Annotated in this window: 14 protein-coding genes; 6 read left to right on the top strand and 8 right to left on the bottom strand. The window is 39.6% G+C overall.

Features of this window, described 5'->3' with window-relative positions; genetic code table 11:
- Nucleotides 1-60: 60 nt before the first annotated feature.
- The gene (locus tag L6494_RS11300; RefSeq protein WP_237994836.1) at nucleotides 61-2475 is read right to left on the bottom strand and encodes a sucrose synthase; all 2415 of its coding nucleotides are present in this window, start codon (nucleotides 2473-2475) and stop codon (nucleotides 61-63) included.
- Nucleotides 2476-3073: 598 nt separating this feature from the next.
- Here L6494_RS11300 and L6494_RS11305 point away from each other — a divergent pair.
- Nucleotides 3074-3325, top strand: coding sequence for a HetP family heterocyst commitment protein (locus L6494_RS11305; RefSeq protein WP_237994838.1), 252 nt, complete (start codon nucleotides 3074-3076; stop codon nucleotides 3323-3325).
- Between the two features lie 294 nt (nucleotides 3326-3619).
- Here L6494_RS11305 and L6494_RS11310 read toward each other — a convergent pair whose 3' ends face one another.
- A complete protein-coding gene (locus L6494_RS11310; RefSeq protein ID WP_237994840.1) occupies nucleotides 3620-3964 on the bottom strand; it encodes an antibiotic biosynthesis monooxygenase in 345 nt (114 codons plus the stop codon).
- A gap of 970 nt (nucleotides 3965-4934) precedes the next feature.
- On the opposite strand from L6494_RS11310, the gene L6494_RS11315 reads away from it, so the two are divergent.
- On the top strand, nucleotides 4935-7940 hold the full coding sequence (locus L6494_RS11315; protein ID WP_237994842.1) for a PAS domain S-box protein: 3006 nt from the start codon (nucleotides 4935-4937) through the stop codon (nucleotides 7938-7940).
- Between the two features lie 19 nt (nucleotides 7941-7959).
- Here the strand turns inward: L6494_RS11315 and L6494_RS11320 are convergent, their stop codons facing one another.
- Complete coding sequence (locus L6494_RS11320; protein WP_237994844.1) at nucleotides 7960-10083, bottom strand: tetratricopeptide repeat protein; 2124 nt, start codon at nucleotides 10081-10083, stop codon at nucleotides 7960-7962.
- A gap of 121 nt (nucleotides 10084-10204) precedes the next feature.
- Here L6494_RS11320 and L6494_RS11325 point away from each other — a divergent pair, with 121 nt between their 5' ends.
- The 3 genes from L6494_RS11325 to L6494_RS11335 all read left to right on the top strand — a co-directional run bounded on the left by L6494_RS11325 (nucleotide 10205) and on the right by L6494_RS11335 (nucleotide 12993).
- Nucleotides 10205-10909 (top strand): rhomboid family intramembrane serine protease, encoded by a 705-nt coding sequence (locus tag L6494_RS11325; protein ID WP_237994847.1) that lies wholly within the window; start codon nucleotides 10205-10207, stop codon nucleotides 10907-10909.
- Nucleotides 10910-11018: 109 nt separating this feature from the next.
- Nucleotides 11019-11219 (top strand): type II toxin-antitoxin system VapB family antitoxin, encoded by a 201-nt coding sequence (locus L6494_RS11330; RefSeq protein ID WP_190700977.1) that lies wholly within the window; start codon nucleotides 11019-11021, stop codon nucleotides 11217-11219.
- A gap of 361 nt (nucleotides 11220-11580) precedes the next feature.
- Nucleotides 11581-12993 (top strand): carotenoid oxygenase family protein, encoded by a 1413-nt coding sequence (locus L6494_RS11335; RefSeq protein ID WP_237994849.1) that lies wholly within the window; start codon nucleotides 11581-11583, stop codon nucleotides 12991-12993.
- Nucleotides 12994-13136: 143 nt separating this feature from the next.
- Here L6494_RS11335 and L6494_RS11340 read toward each other — a convergent pair whose 3' ends face one another.
- The 5 genes from L6494_RS11340 to L6494_RS11360 form a co-directional block, all read right to left on the bottom strand.
- Nucleotides 13137-13589, bottom strand: coding sequence for an ArsI/CadI family heavy metal resistance metalloenzyme (locus tag L6494_RS11340; RefSeq protein WP_237994850.1), 453 nt, complete (start codon nucleotides 13587-13589; stop codon nucleotides 13137-13139).
- 72 nt (nucleotides 13590-13661) lie between these two features.
- Complete coding sequence (gene arsB / locus L6494_RS11345) at nucleotides 13662-14792, bottom strand: ACR3 family arsenite efflux transporter (RefSeq protein WP_237994852.1); 1131 nt, start codon at nucleotides 14790-14792, stop codon at nucleotides 13662-13664.
- Nucleotides 14793-14856: 64 nt separating this feature from the next.
- On the bottom strand, nucleotides 14857-16116 hold the full coding sequence (gene arsJ / locus L6494_RS11350; RefSeq protein ID WP_237994854.1) for an organoarsenical effux MFS transporter ArsJ: 1260 nt from the start codon (nucleotides 16114-16116) through the stop codon (nucleotides 14857-14859).
- A 68-nt stretch (nucleotides 16117-16184) separates the two neighbouring features.
- On the bottom strand, nucleotides 16185-17198 hold the full coding sequence (locus L6494_RS11355) for an ArsJ-associated glyceraldehyde-3-phosphate dehydrogenase (protein ID WP_237994857.1): 1014 nt from the start codon (nucleotides 17196-17198) through the stop codon (nucleotides 16185-16187).
- A gap of 289 nt (nucleotides 17199-17487) precedes the next feature.
- Complete coding sequence (locus L6494_RS11360; protein ID WP_237994859.1) at nucleotides 17488-17817, bottom strand: ArsR/SmtB family transcription factor; 330 nt, start codon at nucleotides 17815-17817, stop codon at nucleotides 17488-17490.
- A gap of 38 nt (nucleotides 17818-17855) precedes the next feature.
- Between L6494_RS11360 and L6494_RS11365 the strand changes: the two genes are divergently transcribed.
- Nucleotides 17856-18041 carry a DDE transposase family protein gene (locus L6494_RS11365; RefSeq protein WP_237994860.1) on the top strand — a complete coding sequence of 62 codons (186 nt, stop codon included), beginning with the start codon at nucleotides 17856-17858 and terminating at the stop codon, nucleotides 18039-18041.
- The last annotated feature ends 8 nt before the right edge of the window (nucleotides 18042-18049 follow it).

The following is an 18049-nucleotide window of genomic DNA, read 5'->3' on the forward strand; positions in this document are numbered from 1 at the left end:
TTTTTGAATTTTGACCCTTCACTTCGTTGGAGGGCAAGATGCAAGAATTTTGAATGGGAGCTAACGACCCATGTGTTTATCTAAAATCTTTTCGGCTCTAGGTTTATAAATTAGATGGAATAAAGTTTCCATGTAACGCACTCTAGCTTCACTATTTTCAGGGGCGACAAAGTTCCAAAAACTAAATATTTTAGCTACTGATAATAATTGATTGCTGTGTAAGTGCCAATTGTATTTATGATAGATGCGCTGACTCACCCATTCAGAAATTTCTGTCCAAGATTCAGAATGACAATCGCATTTTTCTAGAAAGGTGACAATCTTATTAGCTGTCCCTTCTAAATCTGTGGGGTTGATATGAAAACCATTACCGTAATCTTCAATAATTTCTAAAGAACCACCAAACTTAGTTGCAAAAGTTGGTAAGCCGGAAATCATCGCTTCTAAAATACTGCGCCCAAAGGCTTCAAATCGGGCAAAATGCACGTAAATTCCCTGTAAATCAGCCGCTACTCGATAGGCTTCCCCCACTTCAAAGTTAGGTAGTCGCATTCCCACCCAACGCATTTTGTTGTGGAGTTCATACTGATTAATCAAGTCATGCAGTTTTTGGATTTCTGCTGCTTCTGCTGGGTTAGCTGCTTCTGAAGTATGCAGTTTACTAGTTAAAATAATCAGGTTACAATGCTCTTGCAATCGTGGATTTTGACCGAAACATTCCACTAAACCAGTTAAATTTTTAACGGAAGTGATAGGAGCTACAGCCAATATGGGACGCTTTTGATCATTATCTAATCTACCAAGAATTTGGGTATGCTCTTCATGTAAGAGTAAGTTATAAATTTTCTTGGTTAAATTGGGGTCTCGCTTGGCTTTTTGGCTGTGATGAAAGAAGACTTTTTCATTCACCCCAGGTGGAATCATATTAAACTTAGGACTAAACAAATCTATGCCATTTACTACATGATATAGATGGGGCATAGTAAAACATTTATATGATTCGTATTGTCCTATACTGTCTGGTGTCCCGACAATTTCTTGGTAGGATGAGGTGATAATAAAATCCGCCGCATTCATGGCAATTAAATCGGCAGTAAATTGTGCCGAAAAATGATATTGTTCTTCAAAATTTTGCCAATAAAGATTACTGAATAAGTGTTTCGGTTTTTCTAAGGAGTGGGCAATATTGCAATGAGTTACTTTTAAATGCCGGGCAATGAGAAAAGCAACCAAGTTACCATCTGTATAGTTACCAATAATTAAACTAGGTTTACCTTTAAATTGCGTGAGTAATTCTTTTTCTGCATCGTCAGCGAAGGTTTCTAAATAAGGCCAAATATCAGATTTAGATATCCAGTTGTTAGTAATATCTGGATTAAATTCCCTAAAGGGAACGCGTAATATCCAGGCATTTTCTGTATCATGTACTTTTTCTAACCGCAGGTTACAGAATGTTCCTTCACAGTTAGGAATGAGGCGAGTGAGAATAATTACATGGGGTTTAAGACCGAAGCTGTCAAGACCAGCGAGTTTAATTTCTTCCCGCAGTTTTTTTTCTAAACTCCGCGCTTGTTCCAAGACATAAATGACTTGTCCCAAGGTTTCATCTCGTCCCATAACATCTTCTTGCGCTACCCAGCCGTGGACGGAAACTAGCACCACACGAAATATAGCAGGGACACGAGAGACAAAGGTTTCCAGAATCGCAGGTTGAGGTGCTTCAATTAGCCTTTCTAAAAGTGTCAAGGTTTCGAGAGTACGGGAAGCCGTGTTTCCCCAACCTGGTTCAAAACCTAGTTTTTGCAAGTCAAGGTGAAAGTTTGTGTAGGGTTCTTCACCTTGTCGCTGACCGAGAAATTGAATAGCTTGGCGAATTTGTTTAGCTAGTTGAATACCAGAGGAAATGCGATCGTTAAGTAGTAAGCGAATATCGTCATATTTTAATGCTTGTAAGGCTAAATATATTAATTCAAACCAATACTGGGTATCAGTTTCTAATTGACTACATAGATAATGATTGAGGAAAGCTAGACCCTGACCAACGTTTCTAGGGTCGCTAATTCTGGGGGAGTTTTCATCAAATGCTTTGAGGTCGATTTCTAAAATGTGAGGGTCGTAGGCATTGACTAGGCGATCGCTCACATCTAATAATGCTTGAGATGACATCACCTCAAATTTAGTAAAATCTGATGTCAGTCGCCAAACTTCTTGGTTAGCAATTCTGGGGCGCACGACAAACCAAATAGCTTCCTCCTCTAGAATGATTTCATGGGTGTAGTGAATTAATTTCGCAACAGAGGAAGAATAGTAAAAGTATGTAGGTTTTTGGAATTGATGACAGTATTTGGCAAAACTTTGCAGAATTTCGTTTCTGAGGAAGTAATTTTTACCTAAAGCCTCTAGTGCAAATATCAACTGACGCAGAGTAGTTCTTTCTTCACTATCAGCCAAAATACATTGGTGTAGTTCATACATGGCGATTTTCAGCACTCTATGAGGTTAGCACTAAGGACTAAAGTCCTTACTACTAAATTGTTGAGAGGTAGATTTCCCTCAGTTTCTATAATAGATAAGCTTTAATAGCCTTTACTTCTAGCTGTGGTATGAGAGTTGTGTTAGCGGTAGCGGGGCGTTTAGTGCTGAAAAAATTTCCCCTTTTCAATTACCAGGTAAAAAAAATGCCAAGTTGGCTTAATTTGGTGACAAAAAACTAGTATTCTGTATTTTAGTTAACTGTTTTGTCCCCAATCTCCTGCTTGGAAATTTATCTTCTAAATTAAGAGAAGGTTATGAATAAGTAAAATATAGCTTTAATTAATTAGCAAAACTAATTAATATGAAAATCAGCCTTAAATGCTTAAATGTAGAAGAAAATTTAAAGTTTAGTTAACTATCAGGAGTTTTGCTATTGCTGACACTGTTGAGCAGAATTTAAATATTCAATTAGCTTCCCTCAAGGTTATATATAGGGAAATATATCTGTCATATTTAGCCCCAAATAAGATGATAATTTATTGATTATCAAATTTCTCAATGGTCTACATCCTGCAAAAAAGTTACCTGAGAGATAATTATGAGCTACCAAATTCCTTCTTCTCCTAAAAATTTTCATAGTGCAATTACTAATGAACAACTAAATCAAGTTATTGCAGCTATTACCGATGGTAGATATTCCTGGGCTTGTGTGTTAATTTTGCGTTTCGTTGGTTACAATCCACTGCACTTTATTCCTCAACGAACTTATAGCCGTTTAATGAAAGAAAATAGACAAGTTCCCACTATAGCCCTATCAATGAAAAGTGGTGATTTGAGCGACTGTCCTTAAACGAGTAATGAGTAATGAGTAATGAGTAATGAGTAATGAGTAATGAGTAATGAGTAATGAGTAATGAGTAATGAGTAATGAGTAATGAGTAATGAGTAATGAGTAATGAGTAATGAGTAATGAGTAATGAGTAATGAGTAATGAGTTAGGACTTACGCAACGGGCATATTTTTCATGTAGGGTGTGTGACGCTGCAAAAGTATTTGAACGTAGTCATGAGACTTATAGCGTCACGCACCAACCATCGATTGTGACACTTGCGTAAGTCCTTTACATGAAATAAGGATAAATTACTTAGCTATTTACGTCATCTTCTTTTTCCACTGCTGGCTTAATTTCACAAACTAGTTCATATACTGTAGTGTGTGGGGGTTCAGCAAATAATGGCATCATCTGTTTTAAGATATTTTGATAAGCCTCATTTTGATTAGCTGTCATATCTTCTACATTTTCCCAAAAAATGACAGATATACCCTTATCTGTCCCTGGCTCTTGCAATAGATAAGCTCCTTTGAAACCACTATTGTAGGTTAAAACAGCCTCTTCGTAGAGTTTTTTCGCAGCTTCAAATTTACCTGGTTTGAATTCTCCAATAGCAACTTGTGCAAAGTTATGTCTGAGAAAATCTTGAAAATCCATATATGTTTTCACTCCTAATCAGTATTGATTCATACTATAATTTATGGCTTAAATATTTTTCATTGAAATTAATAATAGTCCATATTTTAATCTCATCGCAGACTGGAGAGTGTCAAGTTAGTCTTTGGGTCGGATGAAGGCTTTTTGCGTTGTATTGAATTTTTTAGCGCATAGCGCAGGCTACGCCAACTTAACAATTCAAAATTCAAAATTCAAAATTAAAGACAGTTGGAGTTAGGGATTTAAAGCCCAACTCAACTGATACTACGTGTAGACTTAGGGGTCTTAAACCCTTGAATTTACGATAAATCAAAGAGAAGTCTTAATATTTACTAACTAACTAATTCATACTTCTATAGTTATATAATTTTTTGAGTCAAGATTTAAACAAATTATAAATATTTTCGATGGATATAATTTGATTTTCGTTATGTAACATTGCATATTAAACACTGATTGTAGAATAATCATCCGGTGTTAACAAGTAATCTATACGGAAAATTTCTAAGTATTAAAAGAGTGCCAAAGTTGGATTTAGCACTAATTTTATACTTGAGCTAGCAAAAATAAAGTTTGATAAGCCTTAAATAGCAAAGGTTTAAATGGGATTTAGCCAATGGAATCAAAAAATACATTGATAATATTACAGCGATCACCAATTTTCAACCCATTAATTTTATGTAAAAAAACTTAACTAGACTAATTAATCTATAAAATAGGATAATTCCTTTAAACTAGGATTTCATCATAGTCCTCATTTTAAAATAGAATAATTTTTAAGCATTTCTACACACTATCAATACTCAGAGCGTTTTTTGACTCGGCTAATCAACTTGGCTGAATAGCTGTAATAGTGATTTTAGAGTGTGTCAGCGAGATAAAACCTGGAAATAACCAGAAATTATTGGTACTGACACACCCCACTAACAGCCAATGTGAAGTAATTGATTTTTTGGTGTTGCCTAAAATCATGACAATTGACGAATTAACTATGCAATTCGACGAGCATCTTATTGATTTACCTACTCTGTATCATGGAATCAATCTTTATCCTTTGACGATTGACCCTGATAGTTATGTAGTCGATGCTATTGCCTTGATGTATCAAAAAAGAAATCAAATCTTACCGTTCACCAGCTTAAACGCAGTTGAGAATGCTCGCAACTGGTATTTACAAAAAACTAGCTGTGTTTTAGTTGTAGAGGCAGAAAAGGTCTTAGGTATATTGACCGAACGAGATATATTTAGGTTGGCTGGGTCAAATATAGATTTTTCTGAAGTGAAAATGGCTGAAGTCATGGCACAGCCAGTGATCAAGATGAAACTGTCACATTTTCAAGATATCCTGAAAGCCTTGTCGGTACTGCACAACCATCAGATTGGTCATTTGCCAATTGTGGACGATGACGAACGCTTAGTAGGAGTTGTGACGGCTAACAGTTTGCTACACGGGTTTAATCAGTTACCAATGGTGAACATTGTTGACGCTGTAAATAAACCACAAGTTAATTTAAATCAGACAAGACCAGCAGCTTTATGCTATCCGGCTGACAACTCAAACAAGTTGGGAGAACTTCTCACTGAGAATAAACAAAGACAAATATACGTTTATGGCGGCGTTGCTGAAGATATTACGGAACGCAAACAAACAGAAGAATTACTGCGACAGAGCGAAGAAAGATTAGTTTTAGCTCTAACATCTGCCCATATGGGAATATTTGACTGGAATCTCTTGACAAATGACACCCTTTGGTCAGCTAATATGGGGCTATTGTATGGACTACCCCAGGGTACTATCTGTCCTAGCCCGGAAGCATTTCTGGAGTTAGTTCATCCTGAAGACAGAACATCTTTTCAAGATGCAGTTAAGTGCAGTATTGAGCAACATCAAAAATTTGCCATCACCTATCGAGTAATTTGGCCTGATGGTAGCATCCACTGGCTAAGTAGTAGAGGTGAAACCTACTATAACGAAATTGGTCAGCCCATCAGGATGATTGGTACAACCAGAGATATTAGTGACCGCAAACAAGCTGAAGCAGCCCTCAAAGAAAGTGAAGAACGCTATCGTTCTGTAGTCGCAGCCATGCAGGAGGGTGTTGTGTTACATGAGCGCGATGGTAAAGTAGTTGCTTGTAACGCCAGTGCAGAGAAAATTTTAGGACTGTCTAGCGATCGCATCATTGGACGTGTTTGTGATGCTTCTTGGCGCAGCATTTATACAGATGGTTCTCCCTTTCCTGATGAAAAGCATCCCGCAATGGTGAGTTTACACACAGGAGAACCTTGTTCAAATGTGATCATGGGAATTGAAAAACCCAATGGACAACTTACCTGGCTTTCGATTAATTCTCAACCCTTATTTCGTAACAATGAATCTACACCCTATGAGGTAGTTGTTTCCTTTTCCGATATTACCGAACAGCAACAAGCAGAACAAAAAATCCGCGAACAAGCAGCTTTACTAGATGTTGCCACTGATGCCATTTTTGTCAGAGACTTAAACAATCACATCTTATTCTGGAATCGTGGTGCAGAGAGTCTTTATGGTTGGTCAGCATCAGAAATTCTCGGAACTGAACCCAAGACATTACTTGATCCAGAAACTTCGGCTCATCGGCATAAAATAGCTTTAAAAACGGTGATTGCTGCTGGTGTGTGGCAGGGAGAGTTGCAAAAAATTACCAAATCTGGCCAGAACATTATTGTCGAAAGTCGGTGGACAGTGATGCGGGATGCAGCCGGGAAACCTAAATCGATTTTGATTGTAGATACCGATATCACGCAAAAAAAACAACTAGAAGAGCAGTTTTTTCGGACTCAACGTTTAGAAAGCTTAGGCACACTAGCGGGTGGTATTGCCCATGACTTAAACAATATTTTGACACCTATTTTAGCAGCTGCTCAACTCTTACAAAATAGAAATAATCGGAAGTCTGAGCCATCGTCTATAGCGGGCGGTAAGCGATCGCAACAACTACTAAAGATTATAGAAAACAATGCCCAACGGGGAGCCGGCTTAGTTAAACAAGTATTATCCTTTGCGCGGGGATGCAAAGGAGAACGCACCATAATTCAACTCAAACACCTGATTACCGATATTATTCTCATTGGTAAACAGACATTCCCTAAATCAATTGAATGTGCGACCAAATTACCTGAAGACCTCTGTGCTGTCTCTGGAAATGCGACCCAATTACATCAAGTGTTGATGAATTTGGTAGTTAATGCCCGTGATGCCATGCCAAAAGGTGGAAAAATCAGCATCTCTGCGGAAAATATTTTTATTGATGAAGCTTATGCCAGTATGAATATTAATGCTCAGGTTGGGCATTACATTCTGGTGAAAATCTGCGATACAGGCATTGGGATGCCACCAAAAATTTTAGATAGAATTTTTGAGCCATTTTTCACGACAAAAGAAGCAGGTACAGGTACAGGATTAGGTCTTTCGACTGTACTCGGTATTACCAAAAGCCACGGCGGTTTTGTGACTGTGACTAGCAAAGTAGGTGAAGGTAGCCAATTTAACTTGTTCTTACCCGCAGTGTCAGCCATCCCAGATTTAATCACAGAGAATGCAGCCATCCCTCAAGGTAATGGAGAGTTGATATTAGTTGTCGATGATGAAGTCCAAATTTGTGAAATCATCAAAATGATTTTAGAAAACCACAACTACAGAACCCTGACTGCTAATAATGGGATTGAAGCGATCGCTCTTTATGCCCAACACAAGCATCAAATTAATGCTATTGTCATGGATATGCTCATGCCAGAAATGAATGGAGAAACCGCCATTCGGACTTTGCAAAAAATGAACCCCAAGGTGCAGATTATCGCTTGCAGTGGGCAGAACTCACCCGCAGGTCTAGAACAAGTTACGGGGATTGGTGTTGATCAAGTTTTACCGAAACCTTTCACAACTCCAGAATTATTAAATAGTTTGCACAATCTACTCAAAAAGTCTGCGGTATAGCTGCCTTGAGCAATTATACTCAATTTTCAGAGCCAGGCATAGTAAACTGAGGAGTAGGCATAGTGGGTATAACTATAGGCTGGGGTGTTGCCGCGTCTAATTGTGTTTGGGCTTCATTTAGGGCATTGATTGCAGGCTGATCGTTTGGCTTATATTTAATAGCTTGATTATAAGACGCGATCGCTTCCTTGTGACGTTGCAAATTAAACAGGGCATTACCACGGCTGTACCAACTTTCGTAGTGATTTGGTTTATGGCGTACTGCTTGACTATAGGAAGCGATCGCGTTTTCGTATTGTTGTAAATTATATTGAGAATTGCCCAAACTATACCAAACCTGGTAATTCTTTGGTTGAATTTTAGCGGCTTGATTATAAGCTTCTATGGCTTCTGCATAACTTTGGGTTTGGTGTAGTGACCAACCCTTACCATACCACGCTTGATAGTTATTCTGATTCCCTTTCAAGACTTGATTAAATGTCTCAATCGCTTCTGGATAACGCCGCAATATAATTAAAACATTCCCTTTTGATAACCAAGCCGCGTAATAGTTTGCATTATATTTTACCACTTTATCATAAGCTTTGATAGCATCTTCATAGCGGTTTAAATTCACTAGAGAATTACCTAAATTATACCATGCACCCACATAATTTGGTTGAATTTCTACAGCTTTGTTATAAACTGCGATCGCTTCATCGTATTGTTTTAAATTTTGTAATATCAAACCCTGATTATACAAAGCTATATAATCATCTGGTTTTAAAGCTAGAGCTTGATTATAAGCCTTAATCGCATTGTCATACTGTTTTAATTTGTTGAAAACTTCGCCTTTATTATGCCAAATTTCTGGGGAGTTATTCTTGATTTTTAAAGCCTTATCAAAAGAGGCGATCGCTTCCTGATATCGCTGTAATTTTTGTAAAACAGAACCTCTACCAGTCCAAGCTTCTAAATAATCTGGTTGGAGTTGAATTGCTTTATCATAAGCTGTCAATGCTGCTTGATATTGCTGTAATTGTGTGAGAGTTTTAGCTTTTCCCTGCCAAGCTTGAGGGAAATCTGGTCTAATATTTACAGCTTTACGGTAAGCTCCTAGTGCATCTTCATAGCGTTGTAATTCAAAAAATGTATTACCTTTGTTAGATAATTCTGTAGCATTATTAGTAGTGACACTATTAAGAATAAATACTGCCGCTACACCAGTTACACCCATTAATAAAATAGCCAATAAAATCTTGAGTAATATACCTTTCTTGTTTTGGAGAAAGTTAAATTTTTTGGGTGCTAAAGTTGGAGTTACAGCTAGAGGGTGAGACGAAGGTTGAGTTAATTCTTTCAAGGCTGCTAAGGCGGCGGTAGCTGTAGAATAACGTTGACGGAAATCATAACAAACCATTTTGTCCATAAAGTCAGCAAATTCTGGCGAAACTGTGACATAATCACGCCAGATAATTTCATTAGTTTCGCTATCTTGTTCTATTTGACTAGCCGATAAACCCGTCAGTGCTTGAATAGCAATTATTCCCACCGCATAAATATCACTACTAAATTTGGGTTTTCCTTGTGCTTGTTCACCTGGTATATAACCGGGTGTACCAATCACCACAGTAGATTTAGGTTGACCTGAGGTATTAATAATTTGGGTTGTGATTTGTTTAACCGCGCCAAAGTCAATCAAAACCAAATTACCATCTTCACGCCGCAGGATATTACGCGGATTGACATCACGGTGAATCACATTTTGTTGATGGACAAATTCCAGGATGGTGAGAATTTCCTGTAACAGTGTCATGACTTCCCCTTGGGAGTAACTTTTTCCCGGTGTGATTTCTTGACTGAGGTTATAACCGGGGACAAGTTCCTGTACCAGATAGAATTCAGCATTTTCCTCAAAGTAAGCCAAAAGTTGAGGAATGCGATCGTGCGTACCTAATTTATAGAGTACCTGAGCTTCCGTATCAAATAACCGCCGCGCAATTTCTAAAGTAGTCTTATCTTGAGATTGGGGTTGCAGTTTTTTGACAACACACTTAGGCGAACCAGGTAAATGGGTATCAGAAGCCACAAAAGTTTCACCAAATCCCCCTCCTCCCAAGTTGTTAATAATCTGGTATCGTCCAACAAGTGTATTTCCCAGCATCCAGTGTACCTAATTGAGTGCATTGCAATCTGATTCCAATCTTGCCATAGGTTTGGGGATTGGGGACTGGGGACTGGGGACTGGGGACAAGAATAAAATTAATGATTAATAACTAATCCTAATGATTCCTATTAGTGATAACTTACGTACTTATAAACAACCGATTGTCAACTATTGGTTGATTGGTATTAATATTTTGATGTTTTTCTGGGAAATTAAATTAGAACTTGGTGGTGAATTAGGTGCTTTTATTCAGAATTTTGGTTTAGTTCCCGGACAAATTACTACAGCTTTAACTAATGCTATCTTTATCAATCCGGCGGCTTGGGTTGTGGTGGTGGGACGTTTATTTTCTCTGGTATTTGCTATTTTTCTGCACGGCAGTTTTAGCCAAATTTTGGGTAATATGCTCTTTTTGTGGGTTTTTGGCAAGTCTCTAGAAAATATCTTAGGGCATGGTCGCTATTTGGGATTTTATCTAATTACGGGTATTTTAACGGGGTTAGTCCAGATTTTAGTAGAGCCGAGTTTAACAGTACCACTGATTGGGGCAAATGGAGCGATCGCAGCTATTTTAGGGGCTTATGTAATCAGATTTCCTCAAGCCAAAATAGATAGTGTTTTACCTCTGGTTTTTGTCTATATCCCTATGCAATTACCCACTTATTTTTATTTATTTTGGTGGTTTATTCAACAGTTATTCTATGGTATTGGTAGTTTAAATATTCCCCCATCGGGTGTAAATCAACCTACTCCGGCCTACTGGATGCAGTTAGCCGGCATGATTCTGGGTGCTGCTTATATGCGATTGAGAAAATTATACTAATTGATAGCAGTTCTCAGTTGAGTATTCGATCGCTCCTAACTTTTGAAAGCAGCAAAAAAGAGAGAGTGCGCTACTATCTATTTAATAAGTTGTTGGATCAGAATTGATTGTGGCTACACCACTCAACATAAACGAAGCCTTACTGCAAGAGGCATTAGCACTTGATGACCAGGCGAATCTTGATTCTCTGGTGGAAACAGCACTGCGCGAATATATTCAACGTCGTAAGCGGCTCAAAGTATTAGACCTCTTTGGCACTATCGATTATGATGGAAGCTATGACTACAAGCAACAACGTCACCAAACATGAGTGTTATTGTTGATACTTCTGTTTGGTCATTGGCTCTGCGTCAATCGCTTTAGTGAAATAGTAGAAGTGCGATCGCGTTTCCTATGACTTAAATCGCGTCAGGGGATGGCACTTAATTTATCCTAATATAGGACTTATGGACTCGCAACGACAAATAAAGGGTTTGCGATAGCCTCTCTAGGTTTGCAATAGACCTCTTGCATAAATGCTTAAGGTGTCATGTTGAGCGAAGCGAAACATCTCTTAGATTATACATTTCATTCGGAATGACACATCTTATTTTCGGACTTTTGCAAGAGGTCTAATGACGGAAACAGGTTATCGCGGCTTAAGTCCTGATGATAATTAGGAAATTTTTTATATGCAGACAATTGATAAAAAGTCAACTAAAAAAGCTTGGGCAGGTGCAATAACAGAACCAGCTAAAGAATTTCCCCTGACGCAACTGCAAATTATCTCCGGTAAAATACCCGATGGCTTGCGTGGGACACTCTACCGCAATGGTGCAGCCAGACTAGAACGAGGTGGTGTCCGCGTTGGACACTGGTTTGATGGCGATGGGGCAATTCTCGCTGTCAATTTTACCGATGCTGGTGCTAGTGCAGTTTATCGCTACGTGCAGACTACTGGCTATCAAGCAGAAACCGCAGCCGGGAAATTCTTGTACGGCAATTATGGCATGAGCGCACCCGGTGCGATTTGGAATCAATGGCGCAGACCGGTAAAAAACGCTGCTAATACTTCAGTTTTAGCGTTACCTGATAAACTCTTAGCATTGTGGGAAGGTAACAACCCTCATGCCCTTAACCTCGAAACTTTAGAAACTCAAGGTTTAGATAATTTAGGCGGTCTAGATAAAGGTTTACCCTATTCAGCCCATCCCAAAGTTGACCCCCACACAGGGGAAATTTTTAACTTTGGCATTACTCCCAGCCTCAATGCCATTCTGAATATTTATAAGAGTGACTATACTGGCAAGATTCTGCAAACAGCTAAGTTTACATTAGAAGGCTTTCCAGTAATTCATGATTTTGTCTTAGCAGGGCAATATCTCATCTTTTTTGCGCCACCAGTCCAGATAAATGTTTTTTCTGTGCTTTTTGGGTTCAAGACTTACAGCGACTCGATGAAATGGCAACCTGAATCAGGTACGGAGATTTTAGTATTTGACCGGGAGACATTAACTTTAGTCAGTCGGGGTAAAACAGAACCTTGGTATCAATGGCATTTTGCTAACGGTTATGTTGATGCTAGTGGCACTGTAATTATAGATTTTGCCCGTTATCAAGATTTTCAAACTAACCAATATCTCAAAGAAGTTGCCGCAGGTGAAACTCATACTCTGGCTGAGACAACATTAACGCGAGTACAACTGCAACCCCAAACAGGTAGAGTGATAGCCATTGAAACATTATTAGACCGCACTTGTGAATTTCCCCTTGTACCAAAACCCAATGTAGGACAAGCCTCTCGTTACACCTATATGTCCATATCTCGACCAGGTACAGATATGAGCCAAGAAATATTAAACGCGATCGCCCGCTTCGACCACAAGACCCAAACTCTCACTGAAGCAAACCCAGGAGAAAATTGCTATCCTTCCGAACCTATTCTTGCCCAAGATTGGGTTTTAACAGTGGTATATGACGGCAATTCTCATCGTAGCGAAGTTTGGGTATATGATTGCGATCGCCTAGACCAAGAACCAGTCTGCAAACTAGAATTACCCAGCGTTATCCCCCACAGTTTCCACGGCACTTGGAAACCAGCATGAATCAATTCAAAATTCAAAATTCAAAATTCAAAATTAAATACAGCCACCCACATTCGCGAGCGTCCCGCAGGGAGGGGTGGCTGAATTAATTGCGTTAGCGGAGCGGGGCGGGAGCATCGTTGCGAATTGCGAATTTGTTTTATTTATGCACAACACGGCTTATTCACAATCTGAACTTCACCTACAGCAGCAGTAGTTACTAAATTTTTATCTGGTGTCGTGTCCTCTACCTTCACCACAAAAACCTCCCAACGGTTGCCATCGGGGTCTGTCACCCAAACTTTATCTTGTACAGCATAGCAACAATCAGTATTGTCCTCTGTAAAGAGTGCTAATCCTGCATCTGTAAAACGTTGGATAGCTGATTTCACCTCGTCGGTACTTTCAACTTGTACACCTAAATGAGACAACGCACCACCAGTCTGCACACTGTTAGTTAAATTCAGCGTCAGGTTTAAAGCTGGTTTGGGAATGTCAAATTTGGCGTAGTCAGGTTTATATTTTACAGGCTCTAAACCAAACATAGCCCGATAAAAGGTTACGGACTTCTCAATATTAGTCACATTCAAAGCGACATGAGTTTTCAGAACTGCCATAAGTAGGGATAGGGGATAGGGGACAGGGGACAGGTGAACAGTGAAAGAGGTGTTTCATCTGTAAGGCTGATATTACTGGAATGAATTAATACACCGTGGATCTGGCAAACTTGCCTTTTCTGGCTCTCTTGGAAACCAGGGTGCTGTGCGTTTACAAAATTCTACCAGCATTAACATAACTGGGACTTCGATTAAAACGCCTACCACCGTGGCTAGTGCAGCACCAGAATTTAAGCCAAACAGCATCACAGATGTAGCAATGGCAACTTCAAAGTGGTTGCTAGCCCCAATTAAGGCGGCGGGTGCAGCGTCTTCATAAGAAAGATTGAGCTTTAATGCTGCTACATAACTAATTAAGAAAATGAAATTAGTTTGAATAAACAGTGGCACAGCAATTAGTAAAATGTGCAGGGGATTGTTGACGATTAATTCGCCCTTAAAGGCAAATAGTAAGACTAAAGTAATGAGCAAAGCGATAATGGAAATAGGACTGAGATATTTTAAAAATTGCCCTTCAAACCATTCTCTGCCTTTATATTTGAATATCCAGTAACGGCTGTAAATCCCGGCAATTAACGGCAATCCTACATAAATCAGCACTGATAAAACTATTGTTTGCCACGGCACTGTTAAGTCATTTGCTGCTAATAACCACCTGCCTAAAGGTGCGTACAAAAATAGCATAGCTAGAGAGTTAACTGCTACCATAACTAAGGTGTGTCCTTGATTACCATAGGACAGATAACCCCACATCAAAACCATTGCTGTACAAGGTGCAATTCCTAGTAAAATTGTGCCAGCTATGTAAGAATTAGCGATCGCAACTTCACTACCACGAATTAATTCTGTCCCAGTAATTAACGGACGAAATAGCCAGCCTAAAAAGAATTGGGCAAAAGCTACCATTGTGAATGGTTTAATCAACCAGTTCACCACTAAGGTAAGAATTACAGGCTTTGGGGTGCGGATAGCATTGATAGCTTGGCTAAAGTCAATCTTCACCATGATGGGGTACATCATGAAAAACAGGCATACCGCAATGGGAATTGACACTTGATACACACTAATAGCGTCAAGTTTTACCGCTATCTCTGGAAATAACCTCCCTAGAGTGATTCCAGTAAAGATGCACAAAAATACCCACAGAGTGAGGTATTTTTCAAAAAAACTGAGATTACTCTTAGTTTTACGATTTAAACTCATCGTTATTACCTTGATACATCGGTTTTATCCCGATTCTCCGAAGTTTTTGAATTTTGAATTGATTTCAGTCTCCGTCACCGGCTTTCCAGGCTATGGCTTTACTGGGTTTGGGATTTGGTAACTTCAGTGAAACTACTGCTGCTCCTAGTACCAAAAACGTTGATGTCCACAGACAACCCACTAGCCCCAACCATTGATATACCAAACCTGATAAAACAGTACCTGCCAAGCGACCACCGGAGTTAGCCATATAGTAGAAGCCAACATTTAACGCTACTTTGTCATCATCGGTAAATGCCAACACCAGATAAGAGTGAACCGCAGAGTTAAAGGCAAACACCACACCAAATACCAGCAGTCCCCCCACGATGGCGATATTAGCAGGGATACCTAATTGTAGAGCTATGGCGATCGCAGCTGGCACGGCTGTGAGAGTAAATGTCCAGAACTGGATAGTTTTAGATTGAGGTGGACGACCAGAACCAAATCGCCGCATTAATGTTGGTGCTGATGACTGAATAATGCCATAGCCAATCACCCACACAGCCAAAAATCCACCCACTTGATAAAAAGACCAACCTAAAACCTCACGCAAGAACACTGGTAAAGCCACCACAAACCAGACATCCCGCGAACCAAATAAAAAGAATCGGGCGGCTGAAAGAATATTAATCTCTGGACTCTTAGAAAACAGTTGACTAAACTTGACTTTCTTCTTGATTTTGCCCATCCCTTTAGGCAGCATCAAGCCAGTAAACATCAGCAGGAATAAACCAGCCGCCATGACTAACAAGGAATTGACAAAACCAACCCCAGCTAACAAGGCACTACCAACAAAGAAACCAACTCCCTTAAGGGCATTTTTAGAACCAGTCAGCACCGCCACCCATTTAAATAAAGCAGAATGGGCATCTTGAGGAACTACCAAGCGAATAGCACTTTTAGAACTCATCTTGGTTAGGTCTTTGGCAATTCCAGAAAATGCCTGAGCTACCATCACATATGCAACAGCCAACCACTGCGCCCAACTCGGATTCAGATATGCCAGCATCACCAAAGAGAAAATCTGTAACCCGATGCCAGTATAAAGAGTAACTTTTAATCCTAATTGCGAGCCAATCCAACCGCCTAAAAAGTTGGTAATAATACCAAATACTTCGTAAAACAGGAACAAAGAAGCGATTTGTAATGGGGTATAGCCGAGTTTATTGAAGTAGAGTAACACCAACATTCTTAATGCACCATCTGTAATGGTGAAACCCCAATATGCAAGTGTTACCAGAATATAGTTTTTGAAATTGGCTTTAGAAGCTGTAGTAGTCATGGGGAATGGGGGGTAGAGGCAGAGGGGCAGGGGGCAGGGGAGAAGAACTATTACCCAGTCCCCAGTACCTAACTAAAACTCAACGCAACCTTACGAGCGAGTTCAACCATGCGATTGGCATAACCCCATTCGTTGTCATACCAAGCCAGGATTTTTACTTGTGTCTCGTCAACAACCATTGTGGAAAGGGCATCAATGATGGAAGAACGAGGATCATCTTTGTAGTCAATAGATACTAAAGGACGCTCCTCATAGCCGAGGATGTCTTTGAGTGGTGCTTGTTCGGAAGCAGCTTTTAAAAGTCCGTTGATTTCTTCTACTGTGGTTGGTCGTACAACTTCAAACACACAGTCTGTTAGCGAAGCGTTGAGTAGTGGGACTCTGACTGCAATACCGTTGAGTTTACCTTTGAGTTCAGGATAAATTAAAGCGATCGCAGTTGCTGATCCTGTGGTGGTAGGAATTAAAGATAAACTCGTAGCACGCGCCCGACGCAAATCTTTATGAGGTGCATCGACAATGGTTTGAGTATTTGTATTGTCATGGATTGTAGTAATGATTCCATGTTTAATACCCAAACCTTCGTGAATGACTTTGACTATTGGTGCTAAACAGTTGGTTGTACAAGAAGCCGCAGTTAATAGATGATGCTTTTCCGGTTCATAGAGGTGGTCATTCACCCCCATGACAATATTTAAGGCTTCTTCCTTCACAGGAGCAGCCACAATTACCTTCTGCACCCCACGCTTAAAATAGGGGTCAAGGGTTGCAGGAGTGCGAAATTTGCCGGAACATTCCAGCACTAAATCAACGCCTAAATCTTCCCAAGGTACATCCCCTGGTTGAGCATACTCACTAAAGCTGAGGGGTGTACCATCAATCAGAACACGTTCACCCTGTGCTTCTACTTCTGGTGTCCAACGTCCATGTACAGAATCAAACTTGAGCAAGTGAGCTGCTGTTACTGCTCCACCTTTGATTTCGTTAATATGCACAAATTCTAGTTCCGGCCAACCCCAAGCAGCTCGTAATGCTAGCCGTCCCATCCGACCAAATCCATTGATGCCAACACGAACTCTCATGATTTTTCCTGTTAATATCTACATTCAAAAAATTGGAGTTTTGATATCGGCACTTTCACAACCAGATACCAGAAACGATCGCCTCTGTAAAATAATCAAATGTTCTTCATACCGTTTTTGTTACAAGTATCCTCAGCTTGTAAAATCGGTCGTGAAGCATTATTAATATCAGTTTGTTTCGCGCAAAATTTCCTAAACCAATGTATATTTATATCATTTCAAAAAAAATTGATATGTCAACCACACAATAGCCTATATACACAAAAATTCATCAAAAAAAGTTGATGTATCAGGAAATGTTATCACAGGGGCGTGCAGGGATAATTTGTCCTAATTTGCTGTAATGTGCCAAATATTCTTCTAAAATTGCAAATTGAGGTAAATTTAACCTGTAATAAATCCAACGGCCTTGTTGACGAGAGTTTACTAAGCCAGCTTCTTTGAGAGTCTTGAGGTGAAAAGATAATTTAGATTGACTCACGTCTAAAGCTTCGCATAAGTCACAGACACATAATTCTCGCTGGCGCAGTAATTCCAATACATTAATTCTAATGGGATCAGAAAGGGCATGAAAGCCAGCAACAATCAACTGAGGTATTGTATCAGTAGGGATTTGCATTCACTTAACCTTGGTTCAGCAACAGTGTACATTTTGCTATGAATAATTTACAAACTTGGTATATTCTCAAGTGCAATACTGGTAATTGCAAAATCGTCCCCAGCGAAGAAGTTGGGGACGATGGTCTAAATATTATCGAACAGTGGGGGCCGTTTAACTCACAAGAAGAAGCGATCGCCAAGAGAATCGGACTCATCAGGTCTGGCAAGTGCCAACCTCATTGAGTGCTGAG

The organism is Nostoc sp. UHCC 0870 (genome assembly GCF_022063185.1).
In the GTDB taxonomy this organism is placed as follows: domain Bacteria; phylum Cyanobacteriota; class Cyanobacteriia; order Cyanobacteriales; family Nostocaceae; genus Trichormus.